The organism is Xanthomonas pisi DSM 18956, from assembly GCF_001010415.1.
Lineage (GTDB): Bacteria > Pseudomonadota > Gammaproteobacteria > Xanthomonadales > Xanthomonadaceae > Xanthomonas > Xanthomonas pisi.
Window position 1 is genome coordinate 16,880 of record NZ_JPLE01000062.1, and the last position, 12,997, is coordinate 29,876.

At 64.0% G+C, this 12,997-nt stretch carries 14 protein-coding genes; 4 read left to right on the forward strand and 10 right to left on the reverse strand.

The genetic code is table 11. From position 1 onward, the window contains the following. Nucleotides 1–39: 39 nt before the first annotated feature. From Y887_RS14270 to Y887_RS14315, 10 genes are all read right to left on the reverse strand, one after another. Complete coding sequence (locus Y887_RS14270; RefSeq protein ID WP_046964971.1) at nt 40–1,245, reverse strand: AGE family epimerase/isomerase; 1,206 nt, start codon at nt 1,243–1,245, stop codon at nt 40–42. Then, entirely contained in the window at nt 1,242–2,228 is a 987-nt protein-coding gene (locus tag Y887_RS14275; RefSeq protein WP_046964972.1) for a carbohydrate kinase family protein, read from the reverse strand. Before Y887_RS14275 ends, Y887_RS14270 begins: the two co-directional genes overlap by 4 nt. After that, nucleotides 2,225–3,535, reverse strand: a complete 1,311-nt coding sequence (gene fucP / locus Y887_RS14280) for an L-fucose:H+ symporter permease (protein WP_046964973.1) — start codon at nt 3,533–3,535, stop codon at nt 2,225–2,227. Before fucP ends, Y887_RS14275 begins: the two co-directional genes overlap by 4 nt. Nucleotides 3,536–3,548: 13 nt before the next feature. Then, on the reverse strand, nt 3,549–4,700 hold the full coding sequence (locus tag Y887_RS14285) for a LacI family DNA-binding transcriptional regulator (RefSeq protein WP_046964974.1): 1,152 nt from the start codon (nt 4,698–4,700) through the stop codon (nt 3,549–3,551). 442 nt (nt 4,701–5,142) lie between these two features. Next, nucleotides 5,143–5,976 (reverse strand): transporter, encoded by an 834-nt coding sequence (locus Y887_RS14290; protein WP_245879359.1) that lies wholly within the window; start codon nt 5,974–5,976, stop codon nt 5,143–5,145. A gap of 432 nt (nt 5,977–6,408) precedes the next feature. Then, entirely contained in the window at nt 6,409–7,146 is a 738-nt protein-coding gene (locus tag Y887_RS14295) for a DUF2058 domain-containing protein (RefSeq protein ID WP_342749400.1), read from the reverse strand. A gap of 18 nt (nt 7,147–7,164) precedes the next feature. Continuing rightward, a complete protein-coding gene (locus tag Y887_RS14300) occupies nt 7,165–7,401 on the reverse strand; it encodes a SlyX family protein (RefSeq protein ID WP_024939344.1) in 237 nt (78 codons plus the stop codon). Further along, the gene (locus tag Y887_RS14305) at nt 7,394–8,740 is read right to left on the reverse strand and encodes a UDP-glucose dehydrogenase family protein (protein WP_046964976.1); all 1,347 of its coding nucleotides are present in this window, start codon (nt 8,738–8,740) and stop codon (nt 7,394–7,396) included. Before Y887_RS14305 ends, Y887_RS14300 begins: the two co-directional genes overlap by 8 nt. A gap of 24 nt (nt 8,741–8,764) precedes the next feature. Beyond that, a complete protein-coding gene (locus Y887_RS14310) occupies nt 8,765–9,736 on the reverse strand; it encodes an FKBP-type peptidyl-prolyl cis-trans isomerase (RefSeq protein WP_046964977.1) in 972 nt (323 codons plus the stop codon). Between the two features lie 90 nt (nt 9,737–9,826). Beyond that, a complete protein-coding gene (locus Y887_RS14315; protein WP_046964978.1) occupies nt 9,827–10,384 on the reverse strand; it encodes a glutathione peroxidase in 558 nt (185 codons plus the stop codon). Nucleotides 10,385–10,519: 135 nt separating this feature from the next. Here Y887_RS14315 and Y887_RS14320 point away from each other — a divergent pair, with 135 nt between their 5' ends. Genes Y887_RS14320 through Y887_RS14335 form a run of 4 tightly spaced genes read left to right on the forward strand, consistent with a single transcriptional unit; the run spans nt 10,520 to nt 12,988 of the window. Then, the gene (locus tag Y887_RS14320) at nt 10,520–10,768 is read left to right on the forward strand and encodes a hypothetical protein (protein ID WP_046964979.1); all 249 of its coding nucleotides are present in this window, start codon (nt 10,520–10,522) and stop codon (nt 10,766–10,768) included. 2 nt (nt 10,769–10,770) lie between these two features. Beyond that, the gene (locus Y887_RS14325) at nt 10,771–11,133 is read left to right on the forward strand and encodes a GntR family transcriptional regulator (protein WP_005988451.1); all 363 of its coding nucleotides are present in this window, start codon (nt 10,771–10,773) and stop codon (nt 11,131–11,133) included. After that, nucleotides 11,130–12,005, forward strand: a complete 876-nt coding sequence (locus Y887_RS14330; RefSeq protein WP_046964980.1) for an ABC transporter ATP-binding protein — start codon at nt 11,130–11,132, stop codon at nt 12,003–12,005. The genes Y887_RS14325 and Y887_RS14330 overlap by 4 nt, the downstream gene beginning before the upstream one ends. Further along, entirely contained in the window at nt 12,002–12,988 is a 987-nt protein-coding gene (locus Y887_RS14335) for a hypothetical protein (protein ID WP_046964981.1), read from the forward strand. Before Y887_RS14330 ends, Y887_RS14335 begins: the two co-directional genes overlap by 4 nt. Nucleotides 12,989–12,997 lie beyond the last annotated feature (9 nt).

Here is a 12,997-nt window from a genome sequence, read left to right on the forward strand (position 1 = left end):
CGGCCGCACATAGACGGCCACGCCGTGTCACCTCCAGCATCACGCCGCCGGTCGCAACACGTTCAACACTTCGTAACACGCGCCCATGGTGTGGTAATCGGTCTTGCCGGCCGGGCTCTTCTCATCGCTGTACTTGCGGTTATCCGCATCCAGAATGCGGTACCACGCACCGTAGCGGTGGTCGACCATGTGCTTCCAGGAGTAATCCCACAGCTTGTCGTACCACTGCCAATAGCGCGCATCGCCACTGCGCTGTGCCAACAAGGCCGCTGCAGCCAACGATTCGGCCTGCACCCAGAAATACTTGTCGTCGTCGCACACCTGGCCATCGGGCGCGAAGCCGTAATACAGCCCGCCGCGCTGCGCATCCCAGGAGCGCTCCACCGCAACATCGAACAGATGCTGCGCAGTCGGCAACAGCCAGTCCGTGGGTGCATAACGATCCAGCAGCATCAGCAGCTTGGCCCACTCGGTCTGATGACCCGGCTGGAAGCCCCAGGGGCGGAACAGGTGCTTGGGATTATCGCGGTTGTAGTCCCAGTCGATGTTCCACTGCGGGTCGTAGTGCTCCCACACCAGACCATCTGCCTTGGCCGCCTGGCGTCGGGTCATGGTGTCGGCCAGCTGCAGCGCACGATCAAGATAGCGCTGCTCGCCGCTGGCCTCGTAGGCCGCGATCATCGCCTCGCACATATGCATGTTGGCGTTCTGGCCACGATAGCGGGTGAAGTTGAACTGCGCATCGGCCTCATCGCGATACAGGCCGAATTCCGCTTCCCAGAAGTACTTTTCCAGTAACTGCCAGGTTTCATCCATCCACGCACGCGCTTCGGTAATGCCGGCTTTCAGGCCGCACGAATACGCCAGCAGTACGAACGCCACGCCATAGCAGTGGTTCATGTCGTCTTCGACCACGCCATCGCGCAGCGTCCACGCATAGCCACCGGTGGCGGCATTGCGATGCATGTTGCGCAGATATTCCAGGCCGTGGCGCACCGCCTGCAGATACTCGGCGTTGCCGAATTCGCGGTACGCCATCGCATAGTTGAAGACGAAGCGCGTGCTGCTCACCAGATGCCGGTGGCCGGCATCGTAGATGTTGCCGTCATCCTTGAAATACTGGAAGAAGCCACCCGCCGGGTCGATCGCGCGCGGGTGGTAGAACGCCATCGTGTCGGCAATATGCTGGCGCAACACATCGGCCGAGCGGAAATCGGGGGCGGGAGATGCGGGCAACGGGCTCATGCTTGTTCCTGGATCAGAGAATGGACTTCATCGAGGCTGGGCATCGCGGCGAACGCGCCCTTGCGTGTCACTGCCAGCGCACCGACTGCGGCGGCAAAACGAATCACCTGCGTCATCGCCGCAGCATCGCCGCACAGCTGTTCAAGCGTATTCGCACGTGCGGCCAGCTGATACAGCAGACCGCCAACGAAGGCATCGCCAGCGGCGGTGCTGTCGCGCACCTGCACCGTGAAGGCCGTCACCTGCCCCGTGTCGATGCGGGTCTGCCAATGCACCGGGCCGCCGCCATCGGTGACCAGCAGCCAGCGCGCGTTGCCCTGCCACAGCTTCTGCGTCACCGCGCTGGCGTCGCTGTGCAAGGTACCGGCCAGATACTCCAGCTCCTCGCGCGAGAGCTTGACCACGTCGGCCAGCGCCAGCGCTTCCCACAGCAACGGAGCCGGGTCCACCTCCTGCGGCCACAGCATCGGGCGCAGGTTCAGATCGAGGCTGACGATGGCGCCGTCGGCACGCGCACGGCGCATGCCGTCCAGCGTGCACTGCGCGATGGCAGGCTCGGTCATGCTGTTGGAACACACATGCAGCACGGCAGCTTGCGTGAATCCGTCTGCGGCGAAATGTTCTGGACGGAACAACAGGTCCGCTGCCGGCGGGCGGTAGAAGCTGAAACTGCGCTCGCCCGCCTCGTCCAATGCGACGAAGGCAAGCGCGGTCTTGGCCTGATCGGTCCGCACGATGCCATCGGTGATCACCCCGGCCTGCTGCAGGCTCTGCAGCAGGAAGTCGCCGAACATGTCGCGCCCGAGCATGCCGACAAAATGCGCGGCGCCGCCGAGCTTTGCCACCGCAACCGCAACATTGGCCGGCGCACCACCGGCATATTGCGCAAAGGTGCGCGCGTCATCGGTGCTGGCCTGCGGCAAGGCCAGCATGTCGATCAAGGCTTCACCGAAACAGACCACCTGGTTCTTGGCAGCATTCATGCGCGCGCCTCCGCCAGTACGCCACGCAGGCGCGAACCCCAGATGCCGTAGAACACGATGTACAGGTAGCACACCAACGGCAGCACGAACGACTCATGCAGGCCCATGTGATCTGCCAGCAAGCCCTGCAGATACGGCACGATCGCGCCGCCCACAATCGCCATGATCAACAGGCTGGACGCGCGCCCGGTCAACGGGCCAAGACGCTCGATGCCCAGGGTAAAAATGGTTGGGAACATGATCGAGTTGAACAGGCCGATCGCCACCAGCGCATACACCGCCAGCATGCCGCCGCTGGCCATGGTCAGGCCCAGCAGCACGGCGTTGATACCCGCGAACACCGACAACAGCACGCGTGGCGACAGCTTGGCCAGCAGCGCCGAACCGATGAAGCGGCCGATCATCGCCAGCGTCCAGTACGCCGATACGTACTTGGTCGCCTCACGCTCGGTGAACCCGCCGATCTCCGGCAAGGAGAAGTAATTGACCATCAGGCTGCCGATCGCGACTTCCGCGCCGACATAGAAGAAGATCGCCAGCACACCGAAGCGCACATGCGGGTGGCGCAGCGCATCCAGCAGCGAATGCTTGCTCTCCTCCTTTTGCGCACCGGCATCGGTCAATGCCGGTAGACGGAACAGGAACACGAAGATCGCCAACAGGAACAGCACCACGCCCAGCCCGATGTAGGGGCCTTGCACGGCCTGGGCTTCCTGCACGCGATAGGCCAGCTGCTCGGCTTCCGGCAAGGCCTTGAGCTGGTCGCCACTCATCACCGTGTTGGACAGGATCAACCAGCCACCCAGCAACGGCGCGATCGCAGTACCCAGAGAGTTGAGCGCCTGCGCCAGGGTCAGGCGGCTGGAGGCACTGCGCTCCGGGCCCAGCAACGCCACATAGGGATTTGCCGCCACCTGCAGGATGGTGATGCCGGTGGCGAGCACGAACAGCGCGCCCAGGAATGCGCCATACACGCGCAGTTCCGCCGCCGGCCAGAAGCCCAGCGCACCGACTGCCGCCACTGCAAGCCCGGCCACGATGCCCTGCTTGTAACCCAGGCGATTGACCAGCCAGCCCGCCGGTAGCGACATCAGGAAGTACGCACCGAAGAAGGTGAACTGCACCAGCATCGCCTGCGCGAAGTTGAGCTCGAACACCGCCTTCAGATGCGGAATCAGGATGTCGTTGAGGCAGGTGAGAAAGCCCCACATGAAAAAGATCGTGGTCACCACCGACAACGCGACGCCGTTGTTGACGGGCGCCTTGTTGCCGCTTGGCACAGTGGATTGCGTGGAAAGGGAAACCATAGGAGTTGCCTGGTCAGCGGCCTGAGGCCTTGGTGGGGGAATGGACGGGGGAATCGCTTGCGGGATGGTGCGAAGAAGACAGGCGCGGGGGTGCGCATGCACTGCTCGCGCGGACCTGGAGCGCAACTGCCGCGGTCAGCCGTTGCGAGGCCAGGTCCGGGCTGCCGATGCGCTGCAGCACCAGCTGCGCAGCTTGCTGGCCGCGCGCGCGCGGATCGGCAGCCAGCGTGGTCAGTGCCGGAGTAAACAAGGCCGCTTCGGCAATGTCGTCGAAGCCGGTCACTGCGAAATCGCGGCCCGGCACGCTGCCGTGCATCGCCAGTGCGGCCATCAGGCCGAGCGCAACGCTGTCGTTGTAGCAAACCGCCGCAGTCGCAGCGTGGTCGGGGTTGTCGAGCATGCGCGTACCGCACAGTGCGGCATCCTGCCGATTGGGTGCCGACTGGACGTACTGCACCGCCAGGCCCGCAGCGGACATCGCGCGCGCATAGCCGGCTCGACGCTGCCGGCACGAGCTGGATTCGGCATGCCCGCCGAAGAACACGACCTGCCGATGGCCTTGTGCAATCAGATGCGAGCAGGCCAGATACGCGCCCTGCTCGTTGTCCAGTGCCAACAGGTCCCAACCGGCGCCCTCCACCTCACGGTTGAACAACACCACGTTGCGCTGACGGCCGAGCACCTGCGCCAGGGCCTGCGCCTGGCTGCCCTCGGCGGGCGACAGGATGATCCCGGCCGGTGTGTGTTCCATCAGCGAGGTCAGCACCGCCTGCTGACGCTGCGTGGACTCGCCAGTACTGCCCAGCAGCGTGACATAGCCGGCTGCGCCCAACGCTTCGTCAACGCCAGCTGCAAACTCTGCGAAGAACGGGTTGGACAGATCGTTGATGACCAGCGCAATGCTGGATGAGGTCCGCTGGCGCAGATTGGCGGCAGCCCGATTGTAGACGTAATTTTGCCGGTCCAGTTCGGCCTCCACGCGGGCGCGCGTGCTGGCATGTACCAGCGGGCTGCCGCGCAGCACCAGCGACACGGTCGCGCGCGAGACACCGATCGCGCCTGCGATGTCGCGCAGCGTCACCGCGCCGCGCCGCGCCAGGCGCCCGTCGCCAGCCTCCGCTGCGGCTGAGGTCTGCTTGGGACGCGTCAAGCGCCGAATCCCCATGAGTGAAAAACGCGCATGTAGTGGACTGGAATTGGATCGATCCAATTAAGCCTTTTCCCGCCATTCAATGCATGCGGCAGTGCAGCATGGACATCGTGCTCTCGGCGTAGTCTTGACCGCCGCCCTTGCCGCGCCGCCACAGGGAGATTCCCCACTGTCGCCCCCATCGCATCACAGCATCAGTCGGCAACAATCGCTTGCTCCTACTTCCAGCAGACGCGGCGGAAGTCGCCGGTATGCGGTGCTTGCCGTTGGCAAAGCGAACCCCAGACGCTTCGCCCACCTGTCCATCGACACCCAGTAAGGCTTCCAGCTCAATGCATCGTGGTCACGCAAGCACCGTTGGCCAGAGGCGGCACTACTACCGGGGCACGCTAATCATCAAGCAACACCCGATGTCGCGCCTCTGCGTCGCATGCGTTTGCGCGATGCTGTTGCTCGATTACTGAAACGCGATCGACAACCCGATCCCGCCCTGCCAATCGGGGCTTTCCGACGTCAGCCCGCGCAGCACCGAGACATCGAGCTGCATCGCATGCGGCAGCTGCCAGGCGCCGCCAGCACCCGCCACCTTCGAATGCTCGCTGCCGGTATCCAGGCCCGCTTCCACGTAGCTGCTGAAATGCTCGCCCGAGAAGAACGTGTAGTTGGGCGAGAACGTCCAGGTGTGCCCGTCGTTGTCGCGTGCGTAGTTGACATACAAGGCCAGCGCGCGCTGCTGCGACAGATCCCAGGATGCAGTCACCCCGAGCTCGCGCGAATAGCCATCGCTGAAAGCGGGGCTGCCGGTCGGCACGCTATAGGTGCCAAGTGCCGCCCAGTGAAAACTCTCCGATCGCGACGGCAAGGCGACCTTCAAACCGACATGGCTGTCGCCGCCGCCCCGGACGCGCGCGCCGCCGCCGTGCTGCCAGTTGTAACTGTCGCTGCCCAGTTGCAGCTCCACATGCTGTGACAGCCCCAGACGCAGCACGGTGTCAGCGGTATACAGCGTCGTGCGCTGACCATCTGCACGGTCGGTACTGGCATCGGGCAATCCCTGCTCCCAGGCGAACGCGCCGGGCTGCAACACCTCGGCAGCGAACGGGATGCCAGGGCGATCGAACGCCGGCGCATCTTCAGACTGCGCAGCTGCGTGCGGACTCGCACCACACAGCGCAACCACGACGCAGACCGACGCGAGCAGGCAACCGGTATGCGAACGCAGTGCATGACCTGTGGCCGATGAAATCGATTCGCCAGCGCAGGGCTTCATGCATTTGGAGGACGTGGACATATGCAGCACCAATCGGGAAGTGAGCCACAACGCAACAGGCACCAAGCCTGTCTGCGCCACTCTGTAGAGGCGCGCATAGTACGGCCCCGGCCGTGACCGGCCTGTATAGCGAATGTACTCCCGGCACTGGTCCGCAACCGGCGGCCGCAAAGCAAATCCGGTCAGATCCACGGCGATGCCCGGAATCGATAAGTCACTGCGATTGTTCACGCTGCCTGTCGCTCGACAAGAGTGCGTCAATGGCAGGCCCGGGTGGCAATCGATTGTTCGACCGAGCCCAGACGCAGCATGTAGCGGTCCATGGCGCGATGTAAAACGGGCTGCGCCAGCACGACGCAAGCGCATCCAACATCGCCTGTCCTGGGAAAGCAGCGCAAACAACAAGGGCACCCAACAGGTGCCCACGTGCCGCATCATCGGTGGATGACGGTGTTACCAGACCAGATCGTCGGGCACCTGGTATTTGGGATCGGCGTACGGGTCGTCGCCTGCCGGTGCATTCGGGTCCACCTTCAGGGCGACCGATGGCGCGAATACGGATTCGGCCTCGGCGAGCACCTCGGCGGTCACCAGCAGGTAGCGGCCGTTGAGTTGCAGCACGCCCAGCCCGCCGGCGTTGAGCGCCTTGAGCTGATCGGCGGTGACATAGATGCGCTTGATCTTGCCGCCGTAGGGGAAATGCCGCGCGATATCGGCATCGGCATGGTTCAGGCCCTTGTCCTTGAGCAGTTCTTCGAGCTTGGCCTTGGCTTCACGACGCAGGCGTGCTTCTTCCTGCTTCAGCCGCTCGGCTTCGATGCGCTCGTCCTTTTCGCGCTGCGCACGGATCGCATAGGCCTTGGCCAGGTCGATGTCCTCGCGCGTGCGTGCCGGCCTGGGGCCGCGTCGGTCTGCATTGGGATGTTGCGGGCGCGACGCCGCCGCCGGCTTGCCATCGTGGCGTCGGTCGGGCCGGCCATCGTTTTTACGTGCGCCGGCTGCATCGGTCGCCGCAGCGGCGTGCGGCCGCTGCGGTCCCCTGCCCTGGCCACCCGGCCTGTTACCGCCGGGCGCGGGCTTGCCACCATTGCCATGCTGACGCGCGGCAGGCCGTGCGTCGGGTTTGCGTTCGGGCTTGGGCGCGGACTTGAAGCCCAGGCCAAGCAACTGGTCACGTAAGGTATCGCTCATGGCGGTGGCAATCTGCAATCAATAGTGCGGAGGCGGCGGTTCGTCCGCTGCATCGGCAAACAACGTGGAGCGCACCTTGCCCAGGTCCTCGAGCAGGTGGCGGATCAGTTCGGCATTGCGGGCGCCCGTCAAACGGGCGTCTGCAAGTGCTTCACTCAGTTCATTGAGCGCCTGCTCCTGAAAGGAGAGGCGCGTTTCCAGTTCCACCAACCGCGCGTCCAGTTCCTGGTCGCGCGGCGAGAGTTGCTCATGCATGCAACGAACGGCCTCGTCCGATGGCGTAGTAAGCCAGGCCTGCAGCCTCGATCTCCTGCGGGTCGTAGAGGTTGCGGCCGTCGAACACGACGTCGTCCTTCAATGCCTGCTTGATCTTGCTGAAATCCGGGCTGCGGAATTGCTTCCACTCGGTGACCACGACCAGTGCATCGGCGCCTTCCAGTGCAGCAAAGGCTTCGTCGCAGAAGGTCAGGTCGTCGCGCTCGCCGAAGATGCGCTTGGCCTCATGGGTGGCTTCCGGATCGTAGGCGCGCACGGTGGCACCGGCCTCCCACAACTGCGCCATCAGACGACGGCTGGATGCCGCACGCATGTCGTCGGTATTGGGCTTGAACGCCAGGCCCCACACCGCAAAGGTCTTGCCGGCGATGCTGCCGCCTTCGCCACCGTAATGACGCTGCACCAGCTCGAACAGGTGACCCTTCTGCGCGTTGTTGACGCTTTCCACCGCGTTGAGCAGGGTCGGCTCCATGCCGTACTGCTCGGCAGTCTTGGCAAGCGCCTGCACGTCCTTCGGGAAGCACGAGCCGCCGTAACCGGCACCGGGGTAGATGAAGTGCCAGCCGATACGCGGGTCCGAGCCGATACCGTTACGCACGTGCTCGACGTCCGCACCGACACGCTCGGCGATATTGGCGATCTCGTTCATGAAACTGATCTTGGTCGCCAGCATCGCGTTGGCCGCGTACTTGGTGAGCTCGGCCGAGCGCACGTCCATTTCCACGATGCGATCGCGGTTGCGATTGAACGGGGCGTACAGACGGCGCATGCGTGCGATCGCCGCCGGCTTCTTGGCGCCGATCACGATCCGGTCGGGACGCATGCAGTCGGCCACCGCATCGCCTTCCTTGAGGAACTCGGGGTTGGACACGACATCGAATTCATGGTCCACGCCACGTGCGTCCAGTTCTTCCTGGATCGCAGCGCGCACCTTGTCGGCGGTACCGACCGGCACGGTGGACTTGTTGACCACGACCGACGGCCCATCGATATGGCGACCGACAGTACGCGCAACCGCAAGCACGTACTGCAGGTCGGCACTGCCATCCTCATCCGGCGGCGTGCCCACGGCGATGAAGGTGATTTCGCCGTGCGCAATCGCCTCGGCGGCGTCGGTGGTGAAGCGCAACCGGCCAGAGGCGTGGTTGGCTTTCACCATCGGCTCCAGGCCGGGTTCATAGATGGGAATCACCCCACGATTGAGACCATCAACTTTCGCCTGGTCGATATCCACGCAGATAACGTGATGACCTACTTCCGCCAGACAGGTACCGGTGACAAGACCAACATAGCCGGTACCAAAGATCGCAACTCGCATGGGTGGGGGTACTCCTGTGGGGGATCAGGGAAGGATACCCATCAGTTCGACATCGAACGTCAACGTTGCGTCTGGTCCGATCGGCCCCCCTTGCGTGCCGTTCGGGCCATAGGCCAAGTTGGATGGAATCCAGAAACGATATTTCGAACCGACCGGCATCAAGGCGACGCCCTCGGTCCAGCCGGGAATGACTTGATCCAGACCGAACTCGGCCGGCTGGCCGCGCTGGTACGAACTGTCGAAGACCTGCCCGCTGAGCAGCTTGCCTTCGTAGTTCACACGCACCTTGTTGGTCCGCATCGGGCGCTCGCCGCTGCCCTGGCGCAGCACCATGTACTGCAGGCCGGACGCGGTGGTGATCACGCCTTTCTCGGTCTTGTTCTTGGCAAGGAAGGCATTGCCCTCTTCGCGATTCTTGGCACCGGCAGCGCCCTGCTTGGCAGCGGCGAAAGCCTGCATGGTGGCAGCGGCTTCCTGCTGGGTCAGACGGGTGGTGCCCTTGGCGAACACCGTCCGCACCGCTTCCATCAGGATCGACAGATCGATCTCGTCCTTGATGCCGGCCAGCGACGGGCCGACCGCACGGTCGCCGAGCATCAAGCCGACATTTTCCTTGGACGGCGCGGCCGGCGTGGAGCCCGGCGCCATGCCCGGCACCTGCTGGCCGTTACGGGCAGCGAGCGCGGTGCGCAATGCGGTATCGGTCGCCTGAGTCTGCTCGTCGGACAACAGCGGCTTGCCGCCCTTGAAGGCATTTTCGATGGCGCGTTGCATCGCGCTCAGATCGATGTCCTGGGCAATCGGCTCGAACGAGCGCGCCACGTCCATACCGATGGCGTAACTGACGTTCTCGCGCGTGCTCTTCTCAGACGATGCATTCAAAACTGGCTTCTCCTTGGTGGCCGCTGCGGCCGGTTGCTGCGACATCGCCGGCATCGAAGCCGTCACTGCCACCATCAGTAGCGACGCCGCCGCGCCGCGCTTTCCCATCTTCATTCGATGCACTTCCCGAAAGTGAAAAGACACGCCACCGACGGCGCTGAACGCGCATTGTCGCATGCGCACGCGGCGTTGCGAGAGCCGCGCTCAGCGCGACGGCGCATTGAGCTCGCGTTCGATCGCCGCCACCACGCTCGGATCGTCCGGTTTGATCTTGCTGGGGAACTGCGCCACCACGCGTCCATCGCGCCCAATCAAATACTTGTGGAAGTTCCAGCCCGGCGCCACGCCGGTGGCCTGCGTCAACCGCTGATACAGCGGCGTCGCATCCTTGCCCAGCACATGCACCTTCTCAAACATCGGGAACTTGACGCCATAGGTCAGCGTGCAGAATTCCTGGATCTGCTTCTCAGATCCCGGTTCCTGCCCCTGGAAATCGTTGGACGGAAAGCCCAGCACTGCAAACCCCCGGCTGGCGAAGCGCTGATTGAGCGCTTCCAGGCCTTCGTACTGCGGGGTGAAGCCGCACTTGCTGGCGGTGTTGACCACCATCACCACCTTGCCGCCGTAGCTACGATTCAGGTTGATTGGCGCCTTGCCCGCCAGCGGGCGGTAGTCCAGATCCAGCAGTGGCGCTCCTGCAGCCAGCGCCGAGCTGGCAAAAAAACCAGCAAATACAACGACCAACAGACGATTGAGCAACATTGGCAGGCCCTCGAAGATGGTGCGGCACCCGGTTTTGCCCGGGGTGCCATCAGTTGGGTGTGACAGACAGTTGACTGCCTGCGTGTCGGTGTTATAGTTGAATACAACACCAGTCATCCAACGCAGGGGGAAAGCATGAACAGCACACGTGTCACGCGACCAGTTCCGCTGTTGCTGCTCGGCAGCACCCTGTTTGCCATTGGTTGGCTGGGAGCCGCTTCCAGTCAGGTCACGGAGTCCGGCGCCGATTATGGCGTGTCGGAGGCGGTTACGGAAAACGCGACAACTCCCCCCGAGGAGCGCACCCGGCCCAGCCGGCACCTGCGCGCCTCGCTGTCGATGCCCTATTTCTCCTTCGCGCAGGTTCTGCGCCCACGGAGCTGATCATGAACGACATCCAATGGAGCGACGGCGCTCCAATCTATCGCCAACTCAAGGAACGGGTCATAGCCATGATGCTCGATGGAATCCTCAAACCTGGCGACGCCCTGCCTTCGGTGCGCCAGGTGGCGGCGGACTACCAACTCAACCCCATCACCGTCTCGCGTGCCTACCAGGAGTTGGCCGACGAGAATCTGGTGGAAAAACGCCGCGGCCTGGGCATGTTCATGACCCCGGAAGCTGCACAGAAGCTGCGCGGAAGCGAGCGTGACCGTTTCTTGAATGAAGAATGGCCGGCGGTACTGGAACGCATCCAGCGCCTGGGCCTGTCCATCGACGATCTGTTGCCACAGGGGAAAACACCATGACCGCCGTCTCCACCGACCATGTCGTCGACGCGCGTGGCCTGCGCAAGGCCTACAAGCATCGGCTGGCGCTGGACAACACCAGCTTCACCATCGCCCCGGGCCGCATCGTCGGACTGATCGGCCCCAACGGCGCCGGCAAGACCACCGCGCTGAAGGCCGTGCTGGGGCTGACCGACTTCGACGGCGAGTTGAAGGTGCTGGGCATGGACCCGCGCACCCAGCGCAACGCGCTGATGAACGAGGTGTGCTTCATCGCCGACGTGGCGGTGCTGCCGCGCTGGCTGCGGGTGGGCGAAGCGATCGATTTCGTGGCCGGCGTGCACCCGCGCTTCGATCGCGCCAAGTGCGAACGCTTTCTGGCCAACACCCAGCTCAACCGCAAGTCGCGGGTGCGCGAACTGTCCAAGGGCATGATCGTGCAGCTGCATCTGGCGCTGGTGATGGCCATCGACGCGCGCATCCTGGTGCTGGACGAACCCACCCTGGGCCTGGACATCCTGTATCGCAAGCAGTTCTACCAGCGCCTGCTGGAAGACTACTTCGACGAGCAGAAGACCATCATCGTCACCACCCACCAGGTGGAAGAGATCGAACACATCCTCACCGATGTGATGTTCATCCGCGATGGTCGCATCGTGCTGACCGCCGACATGGAAAACGTCGCCGAGCGCTACACCGAGGTGCTGGTCAATGCCGAGCACCTGGACGCTGCCAGAGCCATGAAGCCGATCGACGAGCGCGCCCTGCCGTTCGGCAAGACCGTCATGCTGTTCGATGGCACGCCGAAAGCGCAGCTCGCCCGTTTTGGCGAAACCCGCAATCCCGGCCTTGCCGACCTGTTCGTCGCGGTCATGAAGGGGACCTACGCATGAATGCACTCACCCACCAAGCATCTCCCGCCCGCACGTTCGGCTGGCTACTCAAACGCGAGTACTGGGAACACCGCGGCGGCTTCGTCTGGGCACAGATCATCACCGGCGGCATCGCGGTGTTCTTCGCGCTGCTGGGCGCGGTGATCGGCGCGATCAGCGCGCGTCGCAACATGATCGGCGACAGCATCACGATGGACGATCTGGCCGAATACACGCGCACCCTGGGACAAGTTGGAGACGGCCTGCTGCTCGGCGGCATCGGTATCGCCTCGGTGGTCCTGGCGTTTGTGGTGTTCTTCTATTCGCTGGGCAGCCTGTACGACGACCGCCGCGACCGCAGCGTGCTGTTCTGGAAATCGCTGCCGGTGTCCGATGTGCAGACGGTGCTGTCCAAGGCCGCCTGGGCGTTGCTGCTGGCACCGCTTGTCGCAATCGCCATCGGCGTGCTGGTCGGCTTGGCCTTATGGCTGATCGCCATCGGCGGTGCGTTGATCGCCGGCGTGCCCAATCCATGGGGGCTGGCCACGCACTCGCATCCGTTCTCGTTGTTGTGGCTGATGCTGCGGACCGTGCCGATGGGTCTGCTGTGGTCGCTGCCGACCGTGGGCTGGCTGATGTTCTGCTCGGCCTGGGCCAGCAGCAAGCCGTTCCTGTGGGCGGTGCTGTTTCCGCTGCTGGCCTGCGTGATGTTGAGCATCCTGTCGGCAATGCCCGGTGTCTCGCTGCCGATCGGCTGGATCTGGTACATCGTCGGCTACCGCGGCCTGCTCAGCGCCCTGCCCGGCACCTGGTCGCCGCGCGCGGTCAGCGGCAACCTCGACAGCAGCGCGATGCAGAACCCCAGCGATCTGGTGCAGTGGGCGCTGCAGCACACCGACAGCGCACGGGTCTACGGCAATCCGGACATCTGGATCGGCGCTGCAATCGGCGTTGCCCTGATCGCCGCCTCCATCTACCTGCGCCGTCGGCGCTCCGAAGCCTGAAGGACATCC